The sequence below is a fragment of the Streptomyces sp. NPDC003042 genome (genome assembly GCF_053591315.1).
Window position 1 is genome coordinate 1 of the sequence record NZ_JBSFTP010000088.1, and the last position, 20589, is coordinate 20589.

25 protein-coding genes are annotated in these 20589 nt (G+C 72.1%); 5 read left to right on the forward strand and 20 right to left on the reverse strand.

From position 1 onward, the window contains the following. The first annotated feature begins 595 nt into the window (after positions 1–595). Positions 596–1894 (forward strand): PP2C family protein-serine/threonine phosphatase, encoded by a 1299-nt coding sequence (locus ACWDYJ_RS30770; protein ID WP_451568874.1) that lies wholly within the window; start codon positions 596–598, stop codon positions 1892–1894. Positions 1895–1919: 25 nt separating this feature from the next. On the opposite strand, the gene ACWDYJ_RS30775 is transcribed toward ACWDYJ_RS30770, so the two are convergent. The 3 genes from ACWDYJ_RS30775 to ACWDYJ_RS30785 all read right to left on the reverse strand — a co-directional run bounded on the left by ACWDYJ_RS30775 (position 1920) and on the right by ACWDYJ_RS30785 (position 3361). After that, positions 1920–2264, reverse strand: coding sequence for a DUF2516 family protein (locus ACWDYJ_RS30775; protein WP_451568875.1), 345 nt, complete (start codon positions 2262–2264; stop codon positions 1920–1922). A gap of 114 nt (positions 2265–2378) precedes the next feature. Next, positions 2379–2918 (reverse strand): hypothetical protein, encoded by a 540-nt coding sequence (locus ACWDYJ_RS30780; RefSeq protein ID WP_451568876.1) that lies wholly within the window; start codon positions 2916–2918, stop codon positions 2379–2381. A gap of 23 nt (positions 2919–2941) precedes the next feature. Then, complete coding sequence (locus tag ACWDYJ_RS30785; RefSeq protein WP_451568877.1) at positions 2942–3361, reverse strand: helix-turn-helix domain-containing protein; 420 nt, start codon at positions 3359–3361, stop codon at positions 2942–2944. A gap of 142 nt (positions 3362–3503) precedes the next feature. Here ACWDYJ_RS30785 and ACWDYJ_RS30790 point away from each other — a divergent pair, with 142 nt between their 5' ends. Continuing rightward, positions 3504–4043: a hypothetical protein gene (locus ACWDYJ_RS30790; RefSeq protein WP_451568878.1), complete on the forward strand. Its 540-nt coding sequence runs from the start codon at positions 3504–3506 to the stop codon at positions 4041–4043. Between the two features lie 8 nt (positions 4044–4051). On the opposite strand, the gene ACWDYJ_RS30795 is transcribed toward ACWDYJ_RS30790, so the two are convergent. The 4 genes from ACWDYJ_RS30795 to ACWDYJ_RS30810 form a co-directional block, all read right to left on the reverse strand. Continuing rightward, entirely contained in the window at positions 4052–4951 is a 900-nt protein-coding gene (locus tag ACWDYJ_RS30795) for a sigma-70 family RNA polymerase sigma factor (RefSeq protein ID WP_451568879.1), read from the reverse strand. Between the two features lie 48 nt (positions 4952–4999). Continuing rightward, positions 5000–5797, reverse strand: a complete 798-nt coding sequence (locus tag ACWDYJ_RS30800; RefSeq protein ID WP_451568880.1) for a putative protein N(5)-glutamine methyltransferase — start codon at positions 5795–5797, stop codon at positions 5000–5002. A gap of 115 nt (positions 5798–5912) precedes the next feature. Next, complete coding sequence (locus ACWDYJ_RS30805) at positions 5913–7157, reverse strand: GNAT family N-acetyltransferase (RefSeq protein WP_451568881.1); 1245 nt, start codon at positions 7155–7157, stop codon at positions 5913–5915. A gap of 82 nt (positions 7158–7239) precedes the next feature. Next, positions 7240–7803: an RsiG family protein gene (locus ACWDYJ_RS30810; protein WP_451568882.1), complete on the reverse strand. Its 564-nt coding sequence runs from the start codon at positions 7801–7803 to the stop codon at positions 7240–7242. A gap of 183 nt (positions 7804–7986) precedes the next feature. Here ACWDYJ_RS30810 and dtd point away from each other — a divergent pair, with 183 nt between their 5' ends. Beyond that, positions 7987–8412: a D-aminoacyl-tRNA deacylase gene (gene dtd, locus ACWDYJ_RS30815; protein ID WP_030232309.1), complete on the forward strand. Its 426-nt coding sequence runs from the start codon at positions 7987–7989 to the stop codon at positions 8410–8412. A gap of 26 nt (positions 8413–8438) precedes the next feature. Here the strand turns inward: dtd and ygfZ are convergent, their stop codons facing one another. The 13 genes from ygfZ to ACWDYJ_RS30880 all read right to left on the reverse strand — a co-directional run bounded on the left by ygfZ (position 8439) and on the right by ACWDYJ_RS30880 (position 18130). Beyond that, positions 8439–9407: a CAF17-like 4Fe-4S cluster assembly/insertion protein YgfZ gene (gene ygfZ, locus ACWDYJ_RS30820; protein ID WP_451568883.1), complete on the reverse strand. Its 969-nt coding sequence runs from the start codon at positions 9405–9407 to the stop codon at positions 8439–8441. A 53-nt stretch (positions 9408–9460) separates the two neighbouring features. Beyond that, entirely contained in the window at positions 9461–9943 is a 483-nt protein-coding gene (locus ACWDYJ_RS30825) for a Fur family transcriptional regulator (protein WP_451568884.1), read from the reverse strand. A gap of 118 nt (positions 9944–10061) precedes the next feature. Next, the gene (locus ACWDYJ_RS30830) at positions 10062–10634 is read right to left on the reverse strand and encodes an FABP family protein (RefSeq protein WP_451568885.1); all 573 of its coding nucleotides are present in this window, start codon (positions 10632–10634) and stop codon (positions 10062–10064) included. A gap of 269 nt (positions 10635–10903) precedes the next feature. Further along, complete coding sequence (locus tag ACWDYJ_RS30835) at positions 10904–11794, reverse strand: hypothetical protein (protein ID WP_451568886.1); 891 nt, start codon at positions 11792–11794, stop codon at positions 10904–10906. Continuing rightward, positions 11791–12588: a hypothetical protein gene (locus ACWDYJ_RS30840; protein WP_451568887.1), complete on the reverse strand. Its 798-nt coding sequence runs from the start codon at positions 12586–12588 to the stop codon at positions 11791–11793. Before ACWDYJ_RS30840 ends, ACWDYJ_RS30835 begins: the two co-directional genes overlap by 4 nt. Further along, a complete protein-coding gene (locus tag ACWDYJ_RS30845; RefSeq protein WP_451568888.1) occupies positions 12585–13349 on the reverse strand; it encodes a hypothetical protein in 765 nt (254 codons plus the stop codon). The genes ACWDYJ_RS30840 and ACWDYJ_RS30845 overlap by 4 nt, the downstream gene beginning before the upstream one ends. A 125-nt stretch (positions 13350–13474) precedes the next feature. Beyond that, complete coding sequence (locus tag ACWDYJ_RS30850) at positions 13475–13738, reverse strand: DUF3099 domain-containing protein (protein ID WP_451568889.1); 264 nt, start codon at positions 13736–13738, stop codon at positions 13475–13477. Between the two features lie 113 nt (positions 13739–13851). Further along, positions 13852–14142, reverse strand: coding sequence for a DUF1416 domain-containing protein (locus ACWDYJ_RS30855; RefSeq protein ID WP_451568890.1), 291 nt, complete (start codon positions 14140–14142; stop codon positions 13852–13854). A gap of 72 nt (positions 14143–14214) precedes the next feature. After that, the gene (locus tag ACWDYJ_RS30860; protein WP_451568891.1) at positions 14215–15060 is read right to left on the reverse strand and encodes a sulfurtransferase; all 846 of its coding nucleotides are present in this window, start codon (positions 15058–15060) and stop codon (positions 14215–14217) included. Between the two features lie 192 nt (positions 15061–15252). Further along, on the reverse strand, positions 15253–15342 hold the full coding sequence (locus ACWDYJ_RS30865) for an Ms5788A family Cys-rich leader peptide (RefSeq protein WP_451568892.1): 90 nt from the start codon (positions 15340–15342) through the stop codon (positions 15253–15255). A 155-nt stretch (positions 15343–15497) separates the two neighbouring features. Continuing rightward, the gene (locus ACWDYJ_RS30870) at positions 15498–16214 is read right to left on the reverse strand and encodes an LmeA family phospholipid-binding protein (RefSeq protein ID WP_451568893.1); all 717 of its coding nucleotides are present in this window, start codon (positions 16212–16214) and stop codon (positions 15498–15500) included. A 106-nt stretch (positions 16215–16320) separates the two neighbouring features. Further along, on the reverse strand, positions 16321–17865 hold the full coding sequence (locus ACWDYJ_RS30875) for a hypothetical protein (RefSeq protein WP_451568894.1): 1545 nt from the start codon (positions 17863–17865) through the stop codon (positions 16321–16323). Between the two features lie 10 nt (positions 17866–17875). Then, positions 17876–18130, reverse strand: coding sequence for a MoaD/ThiS family protein (locus ACWDYJ_RS30880; protein WP_451568895.1), 255 nt, complete (start codon positions 18128–18130; stop codon positions 17876–17878). Positions 18131–18576: 446 nt separating this feature from the next. On the opposite strand from ACWDYJ_RS30880, the gene ACWDYJ_RS30885 reads away from it, so the two are divergent. Beyond that, entirely contained in the window at positions 18577–19368 is a 792-nt protein-coding gene (locus tag ACWDYJ_RS30885) for a response regulator transcription factor (RefSeq protein ID WP_451568896.1), read from the forward strand. 24 nt (positions 19369–19392) lie between these two features. Then, a complete protein-coding gene (locus tag ACWDYJ_RS30890; RefSeq protein WP_451568897.1) occupies positions 19393–20415 on the forward strand; it encodes a LacI family DNA-binding transcriptional regulator in 1023 nt (340 codons plus the stop codon). The last annotated feature ends 174 nt before the right edge of the window (positions 20416–20589 follow it).

Below are 20589 nucleotides of genomic sequence, written 5' to 3' on the forward strand. Positions count from 1 at the left end.
GTCTTGCCGGGTCGCGACCCGGCAAGACCCCGACCCGACGACGCCACCTTGCGGCGCCCTGGCCCCGGCTGAGGGCGTCTGGGGGCGGTCCGTGCGGGCCCCCTACCAGTCCCGGCCGACCGACCGCGGTGTCCGCCGACGCGGGACCTTGCCGCGCCACCGTTCCACGTCTGCCGTTCCAGCACCCCCGCCACTCCAGCCCCGCCCGGGGCGCCTCCCGGCGGTAGCTGGGGGAGCTTGAGGCGCGGAGCCCCGGAAGTCCGGGCGCAGCCCAGGCCTCGCAACGGCGCCGCGCCGTTCGTCCAGCCCCGCCCGGGGCGCCTCCCAGCGGTAGCTGGGGGAGCTTGAGGCCCGGGTCCGGGGCGGAGCCCCGGGAAGGCCGGGCGCAGCCCGGGGCCGCCGGCGCAACGGCGCCCGGGCCCGCACCCGGCTCAGGGTCGGTACGCGGGACGCGGTCGCACCGTACCGCCGTGACGTTGGTCATCCCATCAGCCCGATTTTCCCCCCCGATAACGGCATATGACGCAGGCCCTTCCCCGGACCTCCACCGGACCGCCATTCCGTTCGCCGGCAAACGCCCGCTAGGGTCGAGCGCATGAGCGCACCCTCGGGGGGAGGGAAGGAACCGGAGACGATGCCCGTACCCGTACCGCGGCAGAGGGAGACCTCGGCCACGGAGAGCGGTCCGGCGGTTCCCCCCGTCACCCCCGCACCCCAGGCGTCGCTGACCCTGCTGGTGATCGAAGACGACCCCGCGGGCGGCCTCACCGTCCCGGAGATCCTCGACGCGGACGGCCACCGCATCCGGCTCCGCAGCGCCCGCAACCTCACCGAGGCCACCCGGCTGCTCACGCCCGACGTGCACTGCATCCTGCTCGACCTGTCGCTCTCCGTCCCCGGGGCGGACACCGACGGCGACGACGACCTCGCGACCCTGCGCCAGGTCCTGCGCATCGCGCCCCACCACGCCGTCCTCGTCCTCACCGCAGAGGCCGACGCCGAGCGCGCCGCCGAGGCCGTCCGCGTGGGCGCCCAGGACTTCCTCTTCCGCGACGAGCTCGACGGCCGGCTCCTCAGCCGCGCCATCCGCTACGCCGTGGAGAGAAAACGGGCCGACATCGCCCAGTACAAGCTTGCAGAATCGAAACTGCGCGCCCAGGAGAACGCCCGCCTCGAACGCGGCCTGCTCCCCACCCCCCTCCTGGAGGGGTCGGACCTCCGCTTCGCCGCCCGCTACCGCCCCGGCCGCAGCCGGGCCCTCCTCGGCGGGGACTTCTACGACACCGTCCGCACCCCCGACGGCACCGTCCACGCCATGATCGGCGACGTCTGCGGCCACGGCCCCGACGAGGCCGCCCTCGGTGTCGAGCTCCGCATCGCCTGGCGCGCGCTGACCCTGGCCGGGCTGTGCGGCGACGACCTGCTCGCCACCCTCCAGCAGGTGCTCGAAGTGGAGCGGCCCTGCGACGAGATCTTCGCGACGCTGTGCACGGTGGACATCTCCCCGGACGGCCGGCGCGCGGGCCTGTGCCTGGCCGGGCATCCGGCCCCGCTGATCTCGCGGCCGGGCCGCCCGGCGCGGCTCCTCCCGTACGAGAACAGCGGCCCTGCGCTCGGACTGCTGCCCCGGGCCCGCTGGCCTCGCCGCCAGGTCGAACTGGGCGGAACGTGGAGCCTGATGCTCTACACCGACGGCCTCATCGAAGGCCGCATCGGCGCGGGCAAGGAGCGTCTCGGCCAGGACGGCATGGTCGAGATGATCAACCGCCATCTGGATGCGGGCCTGAGCGGTGAGGGCCTGCTGGAGGCCTCCGTCACCGAGGCCCGCCGCCTCAACGGCGGCGAGCTGACCGACGACGTCGCCGTCGTCATGCTCTCCCGCTCCGCGGGGTGAGCGCGGGCGGCGGGCACGGCGTGAGCTAGCGCCCGCCGTTGTAGGGCCCGTACGGCCCGTCGCTGCTGCTTCCGCCGCTGCGCCGGCCGCCACCGCCGCCCGAGACCTGCTTGAGGGCGGGGCGTACGTCGACGAAGAACACGATGGTGGCCACCAGACCGGCGATCTGCAGGAACAGCATCCCGAGGAAGAGGTCGACCACGACCGTCACGCCCAGGATGACCAGCCAGAACGTCTTGGTCTGCTTGTCGGCCGCCCGGTACGCGTCCTCCCGCGCCAGCAGCGCGAGGACGAAGGCTGCGACGGCGAGCAGCAGCATGGCGTAGCCGAGCAACGGGAGCACCCCGTTGTTGAACCCTTGCATCAGCATCGTCTCGCCCGCCCTCTCGGATCCAGCACGTGACTCCACGCTACCGGCACAGCCGCCTCCGCAGACGACAACGAACCGGACACCACTCAGGTGCCCGGCTCGCGCTCGCGTCAATCAGCTCTCGTCACCCGGCGTCGCGGCGGCCTTCTTGGCCGTGCTCTTGCGCGTGGTGGTCTTCTTCGCGGCGGGCTTCTCCTCGGCGGCAGCCGCGGGCTCCGGCTCCGGCTCCACGGCCACGGCGATGTCCACGATCTCCTCGGACACCTCGCCGCGCCAGGCCCGAACGGCCTGCTCGCCGTGCTCGGCGACCTTGTCGTAGGTCTCCTTGGCCCGTACGGCGTACTCGGCCGCGACACCCACTCCGCGCAGCGCCAGATCCTGGGCGGTCTCGCCCAGCTTCTTCGCGTCGATCGCCCCGAACACCTCGGCGACCTTGGCGGTGACCGCCTCCTGCGCCACCTTGGCCTTCTCCTGCACGACCTTCGGGTCGGTGTTCTTCACGGCCTCGATGCGCGCGGGGGCTTCGGCACGCAGCTGCTCGATGAGGCCGGGCACCTTCTTGGCCTGCTGCACGGCGAGGTCGGCGGTGCCGGCGGCGAAGTAGAGCGGGGTGGGGTCGGTGAGGGTCTTCTTCAGGTCATCGGCGATGGCCATGTGCTGGTCCTCCCGGATCACAGTCAGTTCGTAGGGGACATCGCCACGTCGTCGGGTCCCGCGTCGGCGGCGGTCCGGGCTTCCATCGCCTGGTCCTCCATCGCGTTCTCCTTGCGGAACGAGTCGTAGATCTGGAGCAGTACCTGCTTCTGCCGCTCGTTGATCGTCGGGTCGGAGAGGATGACGGCTCGCGTCTCCACCTCGTCCCGGTCCCGCTCGTCGAGGATCCCGGCCTGCACGTACAGCGTCTCCGCGGAGATCCGCAGCGCCTTGGCCAGCTGCTGGAGGATGTCCGCGCTCGGCTTGCGCAGCCCGCGCTCGATCTGGCTCAGGTACGGATTCGACACCCCCGCCGCTTCGGCCAGCTGCCGCAGCGAAAGCTGAGCCTGCCGCCGCTGCTCACGGAGGTATTCGCCGAGATTCCCGACGTTGAGCGATGCCATGTCCCGATCCTGCCGCACGGTGCTAACTTTTGCAAGCGCCCGCTTGCAAAAGCTCCCACCGCCCGCTCAGGGTGGCGCTGATGTCGATGTGGAGGGCTCCGGCGTCGACGAGGCTACGAGGGCCGCCAGGTGCGTCGCGTCGTTGCGGGCGACCATGTGCGTCGCGGTCACCCCCGCGTCGGCCGACGGCGCGATCGGGGTGGCGAGCCCGGCCGGACCGGCGGGGCCAGGGCCGCAGCGGCCGGTGGGCTCAGGGGGACCAGTTGAGCAAGGCGTCGACCTGGCCGGCGGCCGGCGCGGTGTGCACGGGCGTGGCGGTGTAGCCGATCACCCGGGTCGCCGCCCCTGCCGGCGGACGGCCGCCGCGCTGCGCGCGCCGACCGTCGCGACGACCTCGGCTCCCGCGTACGTGGCGAGCTGGGTCGCGAAGCCGCCGACCCCTCCGCCCCGCGTGCTGCTTCCACCCGACGCCGAGCCTGTCCCGCTGGGCGTCGGCGACGTGCCGTTCCTGCCCCACGGCAGCGGCCTCAGCCTGGCCGACCGCCCCGGAACCCAGGCGGCCGGACGGGTGGGCTACGCCTTCGAGTTCGCCTTCGCCCACGCGTTCGAGCGCGCGTACGGAACGGCGCCCGGCGCCTACCGCCGCCGCGCATCGGGCTCATCGGGCTCATCGGCTCCCTGAACGAGACCTCAGCCCTCGAGCGCCGTCAGGTCCAGCTCCTTGAGGCGGGCGGGGTCGGACAGGACGTCGATCGCGACGATCTTCCCGTCGACCACGGTGAAGGCCATGACCGACACCGCCCGCGCCCGCGGGACCACGACGACACCGGCCGCGCCGTTGACGAGCACCGGGCGGACGAACGGGGACAGGCCGCCGAAGGTGATCGCCTGACCGGCCACCGTCCGGGCGCCGGAGAAGACGACCGTGTGACGACCGCCGACGCCACCGTCGGAACGCAGCAGCACATCCGGGTCGAGCACGGCGACGAGCGCCTCGAACTCCCCGTCGCGCGCGGCGGCGAAGAAGGCGTCGACGGCCTCCCGCTGACGCGCCAGGTCCGGGTCGGGAGCCGGGGCCTGCCCCTGTACGCGGCGGCGGGCGCGGCTCGCGAGCTGCCGGGTGGCGGCGGGGGTCTTCTCGATCAGGGGGGCGATCTCGTCGAACGGCACGGCGAACATGTCGTGCAGGACGAACGCCAGCCGCTCGGCCGGCGACAGCGACTCCATGACCACCATCAGCGCCAGCCCGACCGAGTCGGCGAGCAGGACCTCCTGTTCGGGGTCGATCCCCCGCTCGGGGCTGATCACCGGGTCGGGTATGCGCGTGTGCAGGCCCTCCCCCGGCTCGATGGTCTCCTCGCGGCGCTGCTCGCGCGAACGCAGCAGATTCAGGCAGACCCGGGCGGTGACCGTCGTCAGCCAGCCGCCGAGGTTCTCGATCTCGCTCGCGTCGGTGCGGTTCAGGCGCAGCCAGGTCTCCTGGATGGCGTCCTCGGTCTCGCTGAGGGAGCCGAGCATCCGGTAGGACACCGCCCTCAGGCGCGTCCGGTGCTCCTCGAAACGCTCTGCCAGCGCAGAACTCTCGTCCATGTGTCGTCAGTTCCTTATTCGAGCGGCAGTGATGACCAGGTAGTAGTACTACGGGATCATCGCCCTGCCGATCACCACGGTCGCGTACAGCTCCTCCGACGTGACCGCCCGCACGGCGAGCCCGCCCCCCGTCAGGGCGGACGCCGTCACCGGCGACTGCCGGGCGCTCGTCTCGATCAGCAGGTGCCCGCCCGGGGCCAGCCACGCCGACGCCCCCTGCGCGACCCGGCGGTGGACGTCCAGGCCGTCCGCGCCCCCGTCCAGCGAGACCAGCGGCTCGTGGTCCCGGGCTTCGGCCGGCATGAGCCCGATCTCCTCGGTCGGGACGTACGGGGCGTTGACCACCAGGACGTCCACCCGGCCCCGCAGCTCCGCCGGGAGCGCCGCGTACAGGTCGCCCTCCCACACGGCTCCGCCGTACGGGGCCACGTTGCGCCGGGCGTACGCCAGCGCCGCCGGGTCGATGTCGGCGACGTGCAGCTCGACCCCGCCCGGGACCTGGGCGGCGACCGCCGCGCCCAGCGCGCCGACTCCGCAGCACAGGTCCAGCACCACCGCGCCCGGCCGGGCCAGCGCCACCGCCTCCTCGACCAGGAACTCGGTGCGCCGGCGCGGTACGAAGGCGCCCGCGCCGACCTCGATGCGCAGCCCGCAGAACTCCGCCCAGCCCACCACGTGTTCGAGCGGTTCACCCGCCGCCCGGCGGGCGGCCATGCCGGTCAGCTCTCCGTCGTCGGTGGCGGCGGCGATCAGCAGCTCCGCCTCCTCTTCCGCGAAGACACAGCCCGCGGCACGGAGCCGGTTCACGATCGATGCCACGTCCGCCTCGAATGCCACGTCTCTCATTCCTCCAGCTTTCCAGGACGGTGACATCCGTTGACCAGTGCCCGGCGTCCGAACGATGCCGGCCGGTGGAAGGTGATCGCCTGCCGGGCCACCGCGCCCGCCCGAGCGTTTCCCATCAGAAGACGTCCGGGCACCACGGCCTGCGCGCGGTACGGAAGACCGCGTCCGCGAGGGCGGCCGCCCCCGGTCGCTCCTCGGTCACCAGCCCGAGCGCGGCCAGCCGGACCGCCGACGCGTCGCCGAGGTACAGGGAGCCCAGCGCGGACACGTCGAGGCTCAGGTCGGCGGCCTCCTCCGTACGGGAGCAGGCGCCGGTGCCCGCGTCCAGCCGGTAGCGGCCGGCCGCCGGGCCCGCCGGGTCGGTGACCTCCAGGACGAGCACTCCGGGAACGGCGTACGTCCGCGCGCCCAGCGCCCGTACGACGTCCAGCACGCGCACCCACAGGAAGTCGGCGGCGGTGACCAGGCGGGCCGCGCGCGGGTCGGGCAGCAGCTGCGGGAGGAGGTCGTCGGGGGCCCGGTAACCGGTGCGGACCTTGACGACCCAGTCGATGGAGCACAGGAAGTGCCACAGCGCCCGCTCGGCGTCCGGGGTCAGCGCGATCAGATCCTTGACCCGCACGGTGTTCTGCGGGATCTTCGCGTCCGCCCAGTGATCGTCCGCCTGGTACGCGACCAGGCCCGCCACCTCGCCGGCCGCCGTCCGGTACACGGCGTGGAACTTCTCCTGGTACGGGCGGTGGGAGACCTCCTCCAGGCCGGTCGTCATGCTCCACCAGCGTGCGTCCCGGTCGACCGTCCCGGGCATGGTCGCCCGCAGCCGCTCGTGCAGGGCCGGTCCGACGCGGCGGACCTCGGCCGCGTCGACCAGGTCGATCCGGCCGCCGTCGGCGGGGGCCGACCAGCGCCGGTCGAGGCCGGTGCGCGGGACGTCGATCTCCCATTCCGCGATGGAGGCGGCGGGCCCGAACCCGTAGCGTCCGTAGATCGGGTACTCGGCGGCGACCAGCGTGGCCAGGACGTCACCGCGGTCCTGGGCGGCGGCGAGTTCGGCGGCCATCATGCGGGTCAGCAGCCCCTGGCGGCGGTGCGTGGGGAGCACTGCCACATTTGACACTGCACTGCATGGCACGGCAGCACCACCGGGCACGGTCAGCTCCTGCGCGAAGGAGCGGAACGCCGCGACGCAGCGGCCGGTGCCGGTGTCGAAACCGCCCTGGATACGGGCGAGGTCGTTGTACTTCGTCCGCTGCGCGACATCGGACTCCGTGACGGCGGCCGCGGTCAGGAATCCGGTGTTCACGGTCCGGAGCCAGTCGGGGAGTTCGGATGCGGCGATCGGCCGGACGTCAGCACTCATAGGCGGTCACGCTAACCGCCGGACCGGCCCGCGTCGCCCGGTTTTTCCTCCGGTGCGCCGCTGCCCCGTCCCGGCCCCGGCGTCAGGCCAGCAGGTCGTCCACCTGCGCCTCGCCCTCCCGGTAGCGCCGGGTGATCTCCGCGCTGGAGTCGTCCGCCATCCGCTGGAGTTGCCGGCGGCGCCGCGAGACCTGCTGTTCGTAGCCCACCAACCGGGCCATCGCGTCGTGGAGTTCGGCGTCCGTGCGGGCCTCCAGGTCCGACAGCTCCACGTCGGAGAGCATCTCCGCCGCCAGCAGCCGGAATTCCTCGCTGTGCGGGGTGCCGAGCGTGACGTGCCGGGCGGAGGCACTGCGGCTGGAGGGGGCGTCGGCGAGGATCTGCGAGAGCCGGTCCACCACCGGCGCCTCGGGATCCGTACGGCGGGCCAGCTCGGCGCGCAGGATGTCGATGCGGCCTTGCAGGAGTCTGCGTACGTAGCTCAGATCGGCCTCGTCGCGCTGCGCGTCGCGGCGCAGCGCGCGCAGCTCCGGCAGGCCGAGCGCGGTGGCGGGGGCGACGGCCGGGGTGGTCGGCCCCGGGGTGTCGCCGGTGCGCTGCGCGGGAGGCCGCGCGGCGCCGGGAACCGCGCCGACGGCGGATGACATGGATGACGCGGGTGACGCGGGTGCAGGTACGGAAGTACCAGGAATGTTCATACGATCGTGTCCGTCCCCTCGACCGGTGCAGGCGGCACCGCCTGCGTGCATCGTGCCACTCTCCGTGGTGCCGACGCAGTCCCGGAGCACCCGTTCGGCCCCGGACGGGTGCACGCCTGGTACACAGGTGGTATGCGAGCAGTGGTGCAGAGGGTGGACGGCGCGAGCGTGGTCGTGGCCGGCGAGACGGTCGGCGAGATCGTCGGCGAGGGATTGTGCGTCCTGGTGGGGGTGACCCACGACGACACTCCGGAGAAGGCGGCGCTGCTGGCGCGCAAGCTGTGGTCCGTACGGATCCTGGAGGCCGAGAAGTCGTGCAGCGACATCGGCGCCCCGCTGCTCGTCATTTCACAGTTCACGCTGTACGGCGACGCCCGCAAGGGCCGCCGCCCCACCTGGAACGCGGCGGCGCCCGGCCCGGTGGCCGAGCCGCTGGTCGACGAGGTCGTGGCGCAGCTGCGCGCGCTGGGCGCGACGGTGGAGACGGGCCGGTTCGGCGCGGACATGCGGGTCTCGCTGACCAACCACGGCCCGTTCACCATCGTCATCGACATCTAGGCCGGCGGCCCCGCTAGGGCGGCCCGCTAGGGCGCTACGACGACCTCCTGCGCGGCGGCCGTGTTCCCCGCCAGGAGCGGCGCGTCCACGGGCACGTTCCGCTTGACCAGCGCGAGCGCGATCGGCCCGAGCTCGTGGTGGCGTACGGCGGTGGTGACGAAGCCCAGCTGGCGGCCGTCCTCCCCGTCGGCGGCGAGCCGTACCGGCGTGCCGTGCGCCGGAAGCAGCACCTCGGAGCCGTCCAGGTGCAGGAAGACCAGCCGGCGCGGCGGCTTCCCCAGGTTGTGGACGCGGGCCACGGTCTCCTGACCGCGGTAGCAGCCCTTCTGCAGGTGCACGGCGGTGCCGATCCAGCCCAGCTCGTGCGGGATGGTGCGGTGGTCGGTCTCCAGGCCGAGGCGCGGTCGGTGCGCCTCGACCCGCAGGGCCTCGTAGGCCAGCAGCCCGGCGGCCGGGCCGTACGCCGCGGCGAAGGCCTCCAGCCCGTCGCGCGGCAGGAAGACGTCCCGGCCGTACGGGGTCTCGCGTACGGCGAGCTCCTTGGCGACCTCGGCGATCGAACCGGCCGGGAAGTGGACGACGGCGAACTCGGCGGTGCGGTCGGCGACTTCGACGCGGTAGAAGAACTTCATCGACTCCAGGTAGGCGATCAGCGCCTCCTGGGTGCCGGGCTCGACGTGCGCCCACACCGTCTCCCCGTCGTCGACGAGGTAGAGGGCGTGCTCGATGTGCCCGTTGGCGGAGAGGATCAGCGCCTCGGTGGCCTGCCCGGCCGGGAGTTCGGCGACGTGCTGGGTGAGCAGCAGGTGCAGCCAGGTCAGCCGGTCCGGGCCGGTGACGGTGACGACCCCGCGGTGCGAGAGGTCGACGAAGCCTCGGCCGTCGGCGAGGGCGCGCTGTTCACCGTAGAGCTCTCCGTAGTGGGCGGCGACGCCCTCGTCACGGCCTTCGGCCGGTACGGCGCCGGGGAGATGGAGCAAAGGGCTGCTGGTCATGCCACCAGCGTACGGCCCCGCCCGGAACCCACCCGGGCGGCTCCCACGCGTGCTTACGCCTCGGCGACCTCGTCCTTCGCGGCGCGGGCCTTGTCGGCGCCGGCCTTGTCGGCACGGGCCTTGTCGGCGCACCCGGCGCACTGCCCGAAGATCGCGAAGTGCTTCATGTCCGTCTCGAAGCCGAAGGTGGTCCGAAGCTTCGCCGTGAACTCGGCCGCGATGTCCACATCCGCCTCGATCACCTCGGTGCAGTCCCGGCAGACGAGGTGGATGTGGTGGTGCCGGTCGGCGAGGTGGTAAGTGGGCGCCCCGTGCCCGAGGTGGGCGTGCGAGACCAGCCCGAGCTCCTCCAGGAGCTCCAGCGTGCGGTAGACGGTGGAGATGTTGACCCCGGAGGCGGTCCTGCGCACCTCGACGAGGATCTCGTCCGGGCTGGCGTGCTCCAGGGCGTCGACCGCTTCCAGCACAAGCTGTCGCTGCGGTGTCAGCCGGTATCCGCGCTGCCGCAGGTCGCTCTTCCAGTCGGTGCTCACCACGCGGCCAGTGTATGCGCGGGGAGGGGGCCGCGGACGTGCCCGCGGCCCCCTTCCTTGCGCGAGGTGCCCGATGGGCCCGGCGTACGCCGACTCGTACGCCGACGCCGACGCGTACGCGTCAGCGGAAGAAGGCGATGCCGTCGTCCGGGAGCTCCGGGAGGTTGCGCGCCATGTCGGCGATCTCCTCCGGGGTGACGACCTTCTTCAGCTGGGCCGACATGTACGGGCGCAGCTCGATGTCCGGGGTGGTCTTCTCGCCGACCCACATCAGGTCGCCCTTGACGTAGCCGTACAGGCGCTTGCCACCGCTGTGCGGGCGGGAGGCCGCGGTACGGGCCACGGCGTCGGTGACCACGTCGATCTGGGGCTTCTGATCGGCGAGGTCGCCGTACCAGATCTCGACGACGCCCTGGTCACGGACCATGACGATCTCGACCTTGCGGGCCTCGTCGATGCGCCAGTAGCCGGTCTCGGACTCCAGCGGGCGCACCTTGTTGCCCTCGGTGTCGAGGACCCAGGTGTGCGAGCGGTATTCCAGGAAGTCCCGGCCGTCGTGGCTGAAGACGACTTCCTGGCCGAAGTTGCACTTCTCTTCACCGGGGTAGTCGAAGACGCCGGCGCCTTCCCAGGTGCCGAGGAGGAAGGCGAGGGGGACGAGGCCCGGGTTCAGGTCGGACGGGATCTGGATCATGATGGGATGCTCAGGCGATCTGTGGGAGGGGTTCCGGGGCGGTCGGCCGGGCGGACGCTCAGCGCTGACCCTGGTACAGCTTCTTGACGGCCAGGCCGGTGAAGGCCATCACGCCGACGCAGACCAGGACCAGCAGGGAGGTGAAGACTGCCTCAAGCACGGGGTGCTCCTCGGACGATTCGGATGCGGGGTACGCCGGTCCCCAAGCCTACTGGCCCGGGAACCGGCACACCGTGTGAGGTACGCCGTACTGGCCCCGCCCGCGCGGGTCAGCCCAGCAGCTGGTGCTGGAGGATCACCGTCTGGTGGAAGGGGACGGTGGCGACCTGGCCCTTGCGGGTCTGGAGGATCACGGCCTGGACGTCACCGGACTCGACGCACCCGGCCTTGATCTGCTCGTCGCCGACCGGCGCGGATTCCTCGTGGAGCGTGACCCCGGTGACGTCCGGGATGCTCTGGGCGGTCTTGGCCTTGCCCCAGGTGGCGTCCGCCTCGATCCGGTTGACGCCGCTGAGGTTCATGTCGGCGCCGCAGCCCTCGAAGGTGTCCGTGAACCCGGACGCGTGGAAGCGCAGCAGGTAGATCCGGGTGCGGGTGCCGTCGGGGGTGGTCCAGCCGCGGGCCACGATCTGGCGCAGCCCGTTGTCGGTGAAGCCCTGCTTCATCTTCTCGCGCGCGGTGGACTCGTACTCCTCCAGGAAGGTGTCCACGGTGACCACCGAGTCCTTCTCCAGCTTGAGCCCGGCGTCCGGGGCGGAGCCCTGCGGGGGTGGCAGGAGCAGCTGGGTCAGACCGGCGTAGTGGATGCCGTCCGGGTTGTCCTTGGCGAAGGGCAGCGCGGCGCCGGGGGGCAGGGCGGGCTTGGCCAGGGCCGGGTAGACCCAGCGGCCGTCGTCCTGGGTCGACAGCCCGGGTATGTCCGTGCGCTCCGGCTGCACGAGCCCGTACGCGGCCCCCGTGCCGGCGGCGCCGAAGACGAGGACGGCGGCGGTCCAGCGCAGGAAGGCGAACAGCTTGCGGCGGTCCTTGGGGGCTGGGGCCGCGGCGGCCACGGGCTCGGCCGGTACGGGCTCGGCCGGCACGAGGGCCTGCGGAGCCGCGTCCGCCGGGACGGTGTCCTCGGGAGCCGGCGCGGATCCGGAGGTGTTCTGCTCGGTCACGCGGACTCCCCGGGGGACTTCAGGTGGCTCAGCTGGTTCTTGAGGAACCCGGCGGCGTCGGACGCCGAGAAACCGGGCTTGGGACCGTACGCGCGGAACTCGACCATCACGTCACCCTCGACCGCCACGCAGGTGATCGAGTCGATCTTCGCGTCCTTCTCCTCACCGATCTCCGTCAGCGAGCACTTGGCGTCCGGGAACCCGTCCACCTTCGGTGCCTCGCGGTCGTCACCGATGAATTCGAGGAGCTTCCTGGAGACCTTGGAGAACATCTCCAGGGCCTTGGGATCGGCCTGCGTGATGCTGACCTCGGCGATCATCCGACCGCCACCGGCGACGTAGCTGCGCCCGGCCATGCCCTTGAGCTTCAGCTCGGCCAGCACGTCGTCGCGCTTTTTGCGGTCCGAGCTGGACAGGCCCCTGCGGGCCTCCTTCATGCTCTCGACCGCCTTCTCCCCGGAAACGAAGAAGTTGTTGCCGTCCTCCGCGAGGTCGGGGCCCGGCGCGTAGCCGTCCGGCAGCGGGAGCAGCTTGCCCGTGAGGGCGTTCGCGGGCACCGGCGCGGCCTCCTCGGGCTTCGGCAGCTCCGCGCCCGCGGCGGTCCAGTAGGCCGTGGGCGCGCTCCGGTCGGCGTCGGCGAGGGCGGAGGACGCCCAGACACCGCCGCCCGCGAGGACGACGACGGCCAGGCCGGCGGCCGTCAGCGCGACGGCCTTCTTACGGCTGCCCGTGCGCGCGGGCTGCGCGGGCGCGGCCGCGGGGACCGGGGCCGTATCGGTCTGCGGCTCGGTCACAGTCGCTCCATTTGTCGCTTGGCCAGGTCGACGACAGCACTTTCGTCGACCTTGCCGCGGTTGTCGAAGTAGAAGAGCTGGAGCACGACGTCACCACGGCGGGCTATCGCCCGGGCTTCGCGGCCCGGGCGATAGCCCGGCTCCTCGTGGAGTTCCGAGTACACCCAGACGTGACCGAGGTCGTCGGGGACACCCGGGATGGCCACCCCGTCGTTGCCCGCGTACTTCTTCTCGGGCATGTAGCCGGCCTGCGAACTCTGGTAGTCGTCGGCGCCGGAGAAGTCGTTGAACTGCAGCAACTGGACCGCGACGGTGACCCGGTCGTTCTGCCACACCGACCTGGCGATCCGCCTGAAGCCGTCCTTCGCGAAATCGCGGAGAACTTCGTCCGGCTCTTCGAACTCCGTCGCGAAGGAGTCGAGGCTGTCGTATCCGGCCGGTTCCACGATCTTCATCCCACCGGGCGCTTCGATCAGCAGTTTCCCGAGGTCGTCGTCCGTCTTGTGCCAGCGGTTCGCGTTGATCGACTTGTGCGTCGTCGCGTCGTCCGGGGCCAGCGCCTTCGGCGTGTCCAGCGACGGCTGCGCCAGCGGGGGCAGCGGCGTCGGCTCGCGGTCGTACTGGATCGCGTAGCCCGTGGCCGTGCCGGACAGGACGCCGAGGACGAGGGCGGCGGCGATCAGGAGGGTCGTACGGCCCCGGCGGCGGCGCGGGGCCGCGACGGCCGCGACGGCCGCGTCCGGCGTCTGTTCTTGTTCCAAGGAGGTCCCCCACAGGACTGGAGGCGCCGGTTCGTTTACCCGCGCACACCCAAGACACCCTGTGGTGGGAAGCAGTTGTACGCGCCCTTATTACATTCTTATATAGGCGGACGCATGGGCGGGCTTCAGTCCTCGCGGCGGGGTTTTCCGTCCAGTTCGTCCCACCACTCGTCCGAGGTCGGATCACCCGAGGGGTCGTCCCACCAGCGGTCGTCCGGGCCCCGCCGGTTCGCGATCATCGCCGCGACCGGCGGGATGACCATGGCGACCACGCACAGGGCGACCGCGGCCTCCACCGACCACAGGCGCACGAAGGACCAGGCGGAGACGAAGAGGAAGAGGCATCCGCCCATGAGGAGGAGATACAGGCGCCGGCGCCGCGCGTACATGTCTCCAGCCTAGAGCTGGAGCCGGACGGCACGAAGGGCCGCACCCCGTCCAGTGGCGTCCAACCCCCTGGGGTGCGGCCCTTCGGCCGGTCATTCGATCAGGCGTGCGGCACTCAGACCGCGATCGCCACGTCCGTCACGCCGCCGGCCTCGGCGACCACGACGCTGCGGTCCGCCGTGGCACCCGGGACGAGCGCGCGCAGCGTCCAGGAGCCCGTGGCCGCGTAGAAGCGGAACTGGCCGGTGGCCGAGGTCGGGACCTCGGCGGTGAACTCGCCGGTCGAGTCCAGCAGGCGGACGTAGCCGGACACCGGCTCGCCGGCCTTGGTGATCTGGCCCTGGATGGCGGTCTCACCGGGCTTCAGCGTCGCGAGGTCGGGCCCGCCGATCTGTGCTCCACACATGTTCTCTGTCCTGTCCTAGAGAGAGTCGTACTGACTGCTACCGAGGGCCCTGCGTGCCCGTGCCCGGCAGGGTTACTTGTTGGGGCCGAGCTCGATCGGCACGCCGACCAGCGAGCCGTACTCGGTCCAGGAGCCGTCGTAGTTCTTGACGTTCTCCTGGCCCAGGAGCTCGTGCAGCACGAACCACGTGAGCGCGGAGCGCTCACCGATGCGGCAGTAGGCGATGGTGTCCTTCGCCAGGTCGACCTGCTCGGCCTCGTAGAGGGCGGTCAGCTCTTCGTCGGACTTGAAGGTGCCGTCGTCGTTGGCGTTCTTCGACCACGGGATGTTGCGGGCGCTCGGCACGTGGCCGGGGCGCTGCGACTGCTCCTGCGGGAGGTGCGCCGGGGCGAGCAGCTTGCCGGAGAACTCGTCGGGCGAGCGGACGTCGACGAGGTTCTTGGCGCCGATCGCGGCGACGACGTCGTCGCGGAAGGCACGGATCGAGGCGTCCTGGGCCTTGGCCTTGTACTGGGTGGCCGGGCGGTTCGGGACGTCCTTGCCGTCGACCAGGTCGCGGGAGTCGAGCTCCCACTTCTTGCGGCCGCCGTCGAGCAGGCGGACGTCCTGGTGGCCGTAGAGCTTGAAGTACCAGTAGGCGTAGGACGCGAACCAGTTGTTGTTGCCGCCGTAGAGGACGACGGTGTCGTCGTTGGAGATGCCCTTGGCGGAGAGGAGCTTCTCGAAGCCCTCCTGGTCCACGAAGTCACGGCGGACCGGGTCCTGGAGGTCGCTCTTCCAGTCGATCCGGACGGCGTTGGTGATGTGGTTCTTGTCGTAGGCGGACGTGTCCTCGTCCACCTCGACGATGACGACGTTCGCGTCGTTCAGGTGGGCCTCGACCCAGTCGGCGTCTACGAGGACGTCGCTGCGGCTCATGGTGTTCTCCTCCGGGGCAGTGTGCGGCGGGGTGGTGCGGGTGCTGCTGCGGGGCGGGGCGGGTGGTGCTGTGCGCGCCGTTCCGGATGTCGCTCTCAGGCCTGAGCGGGCAGGCGTCAGGGGCGGGAGGCAGGTGCGGTCACGCGGGGAAAGGGCCGTCGGTCCGGCCGGTGGAGCGGAAGGCTCACACCGCTACATGGAGCGACAGAGCATGGCGGCGACGCGACACAGGTCTACTGCCCGTCGCTTCGTGAGATCCGCCTGCTGCTGCTTCATAGGCATGGATCGTAGGGACGAATCGACCGCCCTGTCACCGGCGTGTCATATGTCGAGACGGGATCGTCCGGATTGTGGGATGCGAAAGCCCCGGACGGCCGCCGCGCGGCCTTCCGGGGCTGATTTCGGTGCCCGTCCTTCTGCGGATCGGACCACACGTCTCACGATCCGGCCAGCACCACGTCCGTACCGCTCAGCGTGAGGTGTACGCCGGTCGCGTCCGAGGTCAGCGCGGAGAGCTGGAGCCCGGCCGGCAGGCCGCCGTCGAGGCGGCGGTCGAAGTCCGTCTTCTTGCGGACCGCGGTCTCGACCCCCGGGATGCCGTTCATCGGCACCTCGTCCGCACGCATCCGTACGATCTTGCCGCCCTTGCCGTCCTCGGCGTCGACGAGGGTGACGGTCGACACCACGCTGGGCGTCAGGGACCGGCCGAGGAACTCCAGCTTCGCCGTGACCTTCACCTTGCCGGGCGCCCCGCCGTAGGACAGGGTCACATCGCTCTGCGAGGCCTTGCTGAGGTCCTCGTAGGAGATCAGGGCGGTGCCCGTGGCCCGCTCGGCGGTGCCGCCGGTGTAGTCGCCGTTCAGCTTCACGTCGTGGAAGCTGGCGTCGATCCGCGAGAGCCGCGTCCTGCGGCCGTCGGAGGTGGCTTCGACACCCGTCAGCTTGAGGTCGACCTGCCCCAGCTCGTGACTGAGCGCCTGGGTCAGGAAGGGAAACCCGTGTATCTCCACCTCCGCGCCGCCCCCCGCCCCTTGGCGGGCCTGGATGCGTTCGGCCAGCCGGCCCTCGGCATAGCCGACCGCCCAGCGGTCGACGCCCACGAACACGGCCCCCAGAACCACTCCGATGATCAAGACGACGCGCAGGAAACGCACGTGCCCTCCCCCTACTAGTCGGTACGTCGTTCTAGTGGACCATGACCGGCCGTCACGGCACCGTCAGCCCGTGGCCCGCGGCCCGTGGCCCGTGGCCCGTGGGACGTCAGCCCACCACCCGGCCGATCAGGTAGACGGCGGGGGCGGCCGCGGCCAGCGGCAGCGCGACACCGGCCGTCATGTGGACGAACTTCGACGGGTAGTCGTACGCCGCCACGCGCAGCCCGATCAGCGCGCAGACACCGGCGGCCAGGCCGAGCAGCGCCCCGCCCGCCCCGATGGTGGTCAGCCCGCCGACCGCGATGCCCGCACCGGCCGCGGCGGCCAGCGAGACGCCGACCGAGGCCGCCGTCGGCAGGGGCAGGGCGCGCGTGAAGACGGCCACCGCGACGGCGGCCGCGCCGACGCTCACCGCACGGGAGTCCGCCGCGAGGTACCCGGCGCAGACGATGGCCAGCGCGGCCGAGGCCACCGAGGCCATCAGCCCGTACATCCGCTCGTCGGGATCCGCGTGGCTGCGCAGCTGGAGGACCAGCGTGAGCAGCACCCAGGCGCCGAGGGTGCCGATGATCGCGCCGGGTCCGTACGTCGGGTCCACCGCGAGCACCGCGCCGTCGGCGACGACGGCTCCGGCGAAGGCGAGGACGATGCCCTGGCGGGCGGGCCACATGCCGTTGAGGCGGAACCAGCCGGCCGCGGTGAGGCCCTGGAGGGCGATCAGCGGTACCAGCAGGGCGAAGTCCCCGAACGCGGCGGCCGCGGCCAGCAGCAGCCCGAGGGCGGCGGTCAGCACGGCCGGCTGCGGACCGGGGTCGATGATCGGCGACCGGCCCTCGGCGCGGGCCTGGGCGGGATCGACGGCGCGGATGGTGTTGCCGGCCAGGGTGGGCGGGGAGTACTCGGCCGCCGGTTCCGGGGCGGGGGCCGGCTGGGGCGGGAGGTAGGCGGTGGACTCGACGGCCCACGGGCCGTCGGCCTGCGGGGGCTGCGCGGCCTGTGCGGCCTGCTGCGCGGGCTCGTCCCGGAACCACCCGTCGGGCGCGACGGACTGCGCCTGCTGGGGCTGCTGGGGTTGCTGGGGCTCCGCCCGCGCGGGCCCCGGGTACGGCGGCAGGTACGCCGTCTGCTCGGCGGCGGCCTCCCGTACCGGCGGCAGGTACGCCGTCTGCTCCGCGGCGGCCTCCCGTACCGGGGGCAGGTACGCCGTCTGCTCCGCGGCGGTGCCCGCGCCCTGCTGCCAGGAGGTGCCCTGCGACCAGTCCGCGGACGGTGCCGGGACCTGGGCCTGGGCCTGGGCCTGGGCCTGCGGGGCCTCGTCGCGGAACCAGCCCTCGGGCGCGACGGACTGCTGCTGCCGCACCGGCTCCGGGCCGGGATACGGCGGCAGGTACGCCGTCTGCTCGGCCGCGGCACCGTCCTGCCACGACGCCGCCTGAGCCCACTCCTGCGGCTGCGGCTGCGGCGGCTGCGGCGGGAGCTCGTCGCGGAACCAGCCCTCCGGTGCCACCGCCTGCCCGGGCACCGCGCCCAGCGGTGGTTGCACCGGCTGGTAGGTGGTGTCCCAGGTGTCGGACTGCCAGGTCTGGGTCGCGTACGGGTCCTGCTGTGGCTGCTGGGGCTGTTGGGGCTGCTGTTCGTCTGGAGTACTCATCGGTTCGCGCTCACCCGCCCGCGAACGGCGGGAGCACCTCTACGGTGCCCCCCTCGGTCAGCAGGACGGCATCGTGCGCGCGCTTGCCCACGGGCTCGTCGTTCACGAGGAAGGAGCAGCGCAGCAGGACCCGGGTCAGCTCCCCCGGGTGGCGTTCCCGCACGGCGTCGAGCGCCTCGGCCAGTGTGCGCGCCGAGTACGGCTCCTCCGCCGTCTTGGCCGCGGCCTTGGCCGCCGCCCAGTAGCGGATGGTTCCGGTTGCCACTGCAGCTCCTATCGTCGCTCTACCGTCAGCCTCCATGATGGCCCCTCCCGCCCACCGCCCCGGCGTGCCTCAACGCGCCCCGTATGCGCCGGGCCTCCCCGACGGGGGTCCACCGATCCGGTGAAACCGGGGCATACGCAGGAGGAAGGCGTGGCGGGAACCACAGAACGGGATGCCGAGATGCCTCGGCCCCGAAAGACCGGTGGGCTATTCTGGCGGCGTAGAGGATCCGGGCAACGTAGCCCCCGGGTCCTTTTGTGCTTTCAGCACGTTGAACGGAGCGAGAACAGTGGTATCCATCCGGACCCAGGGCGCGGGGCCGGACGGAGGCCAGGCAGTCATACGAAGTACCACGCACGTCCTCGACGGGACCGAGGAGGAACCGACGTGATGGACCAGCGAACCGTGCAGGTGCACGACCACCCGACCCGGGCAGGTGGTGCGGCATGAGTTCTCTCCTGCTGCTGACCAATGCCCTGCAGCCGTCCACCGAAGTGCTGCCCGCACTCGGTCTTCTGCTGCACAACGTCCGAGTGGCCCCCGCCGAGGGGCCGGCTCTGGTCGACACCCCCGGCGCGGACGTGATCCTCGTCGACGGCCGCCGCGACCTGCCACAGGTGCGGTCGCTGTGCCAGCTCCTGCGCTCCACCGGACCCGGCTGTCCGCTGATCCTCGTCGTCACCGAGGGCGGCCTCGCGGCCGTGACCGCCGACTGGGGCATCGACGACGTCCTCCTCGACACCGCCGGGCCGGCCGAGGTCGAGGCGCGGCTGCGCCTGGCCACCGGCCGCCGGCAGCTCGGCGCGGACGACTCCCCGATGGAGATCCGCAACGGCGACCTGTCGGTCGACGAGGCGACGTACAGCGCGAAGCTGAAGGGCCGGGTCCTGGACCTCACCTTCAAGGAGTTCGAGCTGCTGAAGTACCTCGCCCAGCACCCGGGCCGGGTCTTCACGCGCGCCCAGCTCCTCCAGGAAGTGTGGGGCTACGACTACTTCGGCGGCACCCGCACGGTGGACGTCCACGTACGGCGGCTGCGCGCCAAACTCGGCCCCGAGCACGAGTCGCTGATCGGTACGGTCCGCAACGTCGGCTACCGCTTCGTCACCCCGGAGAAGGTCGAACGGGCCGCGGCGGAGGCCGCCGCGCAAGCCGCCGCGAAGGCCGCCGCGGCACTCCCCCGGATGGAGGAGAAGCCTGTGACCATCCACTCGCCCGTACGCCCTGCCCAGAGGTAGGTCACCCCGCGTAGACTGCCGCGCGTGGCCAAGGTGACGCGGGATGACGTGGCACGACTTGCGGGTACGTCTACCGCCGTCGTGAGCTACGTCATCAACAACGGACCCCGGCCGGTTGCCCCGGCCACGCGCGAGCGTGTCCTCGCCGCGATCAAGGACCTGGGCTACCGCCCCGACCGGGTCGCCCAGGCGATGGCGTCACGGCGCACCGACCTCATAGGCATGATCGTCCCGGACGCCCGGCAGCCGTTCTTCGCGGAGATGGCGCACGCGGTCGAGCAGGCGGCCGCCGAGCGCGGAAAGATGGTGCTGGTCGGGAACTCCGACTACCGGGACGAGCGCGAGGTCCACTACCTGCGGGCCTTCCTGGGCATGCGCGTCTCCGGCCTGATCCTGGTCAGCCAGGGCATGAGCGAGCGCGCGGCCTCGGAGATCGAGGCGTGGGACGCCCGGATCGTCCTCCTGCACGAGCGCCCCGAGGCCATCGACGACGTCGCGGTGGTCACCGACGACATCGGCGGCGCCCAGCTCGCCACCCGCCACCTGCTGGAACACGGACACCCGTACGTCGCCTGCCTCGGCGGCGTCGAGAACACCCCCGAGGTCGGCGACCCGGTGGCCGACCACGTCGAGGGCTGGCGGCGGGCCATGCTCGAATCCGGCCGCTCCGTGGAGGGCCGGCTCTTTCAGGCTCCCTACAACCGCTACGACGCGTACAAGGTCGCCCTGGAGGTCCTCGCGGGCCCGGACCGGCCCCCGGCCATCTTCTGCGCCACGGACGACCAGGCCATCGGTGTGCTGCGGGCCGCGCGCGAGCTGCGGATCGACGTCCCCGGGGAGCTGGCCGTCGCCGGCTTCGACGACGTCAAGGAGGCGGCGCTGACGGACCCGCCGCTGACGACGATCGCCTCGGACCGGCCGGCGATGGCGCGTGCCGCCGTGGATCTGGTCCTGGACGACGCGCTGCGCGTGACCGGCTCGCGGCGCGAACGCCTGAAGCAGTTCCCGTCCGCGCTGGTGGTCCGGCGCTCCTGCGGCTGCCGCTAGTTCCTCACGGGGCTCGGGGGTGGACGACCCGGCCCGCCGTGGCGGTACCGCTGCGCGGAGCCTCTCCCCGCCCCGCCCTTCCGCCCTCCCCCGGACTCCGGTCGGGGGACCCCTGGCGAGGCTGGGTGGTGCGGGCTTACATCAGGCATACGCGGTTCTGTCGGGCTTCTCAGC

Coding starts and splice junctions, on each gene's coding strand:
- ACWDYJ_RS30770 (WP_451568874.1), top strand. CDS start 596: ATGAGCGCACCCTCGGGGGGAGGGAAGGAACCGGAGACGATGCCCGTA.
- ACWDYJ_RS30775 (WP_451568875.1), bottom strand. CDS start 2,264: ATGCTGATGCAAGGGTTCAACAACGGGGTGCTCCCGTTGCTCGGCTAC.
- ACWDYJ_RS30780 (WP_451568876.1), bottom strand. CDS start 2,918: ATGGCCATCGCCGATGACCTGAAGAAGACCCTCACCGACCCCACCCCG.
- ACWDYJ_RS30785 (WP_451568877.1), bottom strand. CDS start 3,361: ATGGCATCGCTCAACGTCGGGAATCTCGGCGAATACCTCCGTGAGCAG.
- ACWDYJ_RS30795 (WP_451568879.1), bottom strand. CDS start 4,951: ATGGACGAGAGTTCTGCGCTGGCAGAGCGTTTCGAGGAGCACCGGACG.
- ACWDYJ_RS30800 (WP_451568880.1), bottom strand. CDS start 5,797: ATGAGAGACGTGGCATTCGAGGCGGACGTGGCATCGATCGTGAACCGG.
- ACWDYJ_RS30805 (WP_451568881.1), bottom strand. CDS start 7,157: ATGAGTGCTGACGTCCGGCCGATCGCCGCATCCGAACTCCCCGACTGG.
- ACWDYJ_RS30810 (WP_451568882.1), bottom strand. CDS start 7,803: ATGTCATCCGCCGTCGGCGCGGTTCCCGGCGCCGCGCGGCCTCCCGCG.
- dtd (WP_030232309.1), top strand. CDS start 7,987: ATGCGAGCAGTGGTGCAGAGGGTGGACGGCGCGAGCGTGGTCGTGGCC.
- ygfZ (WP_451568883.1), bottom strand. CDS start 9,407: ATGACCAGCAGCCCTTTGCTCCATCTCCCCGGCGCCGTACCGGCCGAA.
- ACWDYJ_RS30830 (WP_451568885.1), bottom strand. CDS start 10,634: ATGATCCAGATCCCGTCCGACCTGAACCCGGGCCTCGTCCCCCTCGCC.
- ACWDYJ_RS30850 (WP_451568889.1), bottom strand. CDS start 13,738: ATGTACGCGCGGCGCCGGCGCCTGTATCTCCTCCTCATGGGCGGATGC.
- ACWDYJ_RS30855 (WP_451568890.1), bottom strand. CDS start 14,142: ATGTGTGGAGCACAGATCGGCGGGCCCGACCTCGCGACGCTGAAGCCC.
- ACWDYJ_RS30860 (WP_451568891.1), bottom strand. CDS start 15,060: ATGAGCCGCAGCGACGTCCTCGTAGACGCCGACTGGGTCGAGGCCCAC.
- ACWDYJ_RS30865 (WP_451568892.1), bottom strand. CDS start 15,342: ATGCCTATGAAGCAGCAGCAGGCGGATCTCACGAAGCGACGGGCAGTA.
- ACWDYJ_RS30875 (WP_451568894.1), bottom strand. CDS start 17,865: ATGAGTACTCCAGACGAACAGCAGCCCCAACAGCCCCAGCAGCCACAG.
- ACWDYJ_RS30885 (WP_451568896.1), top strand. CDS start 18,577: ATGAGTTCTCTCCTGCTGCTGACCAATGCCCTGCAGCCGTCCACCGAA.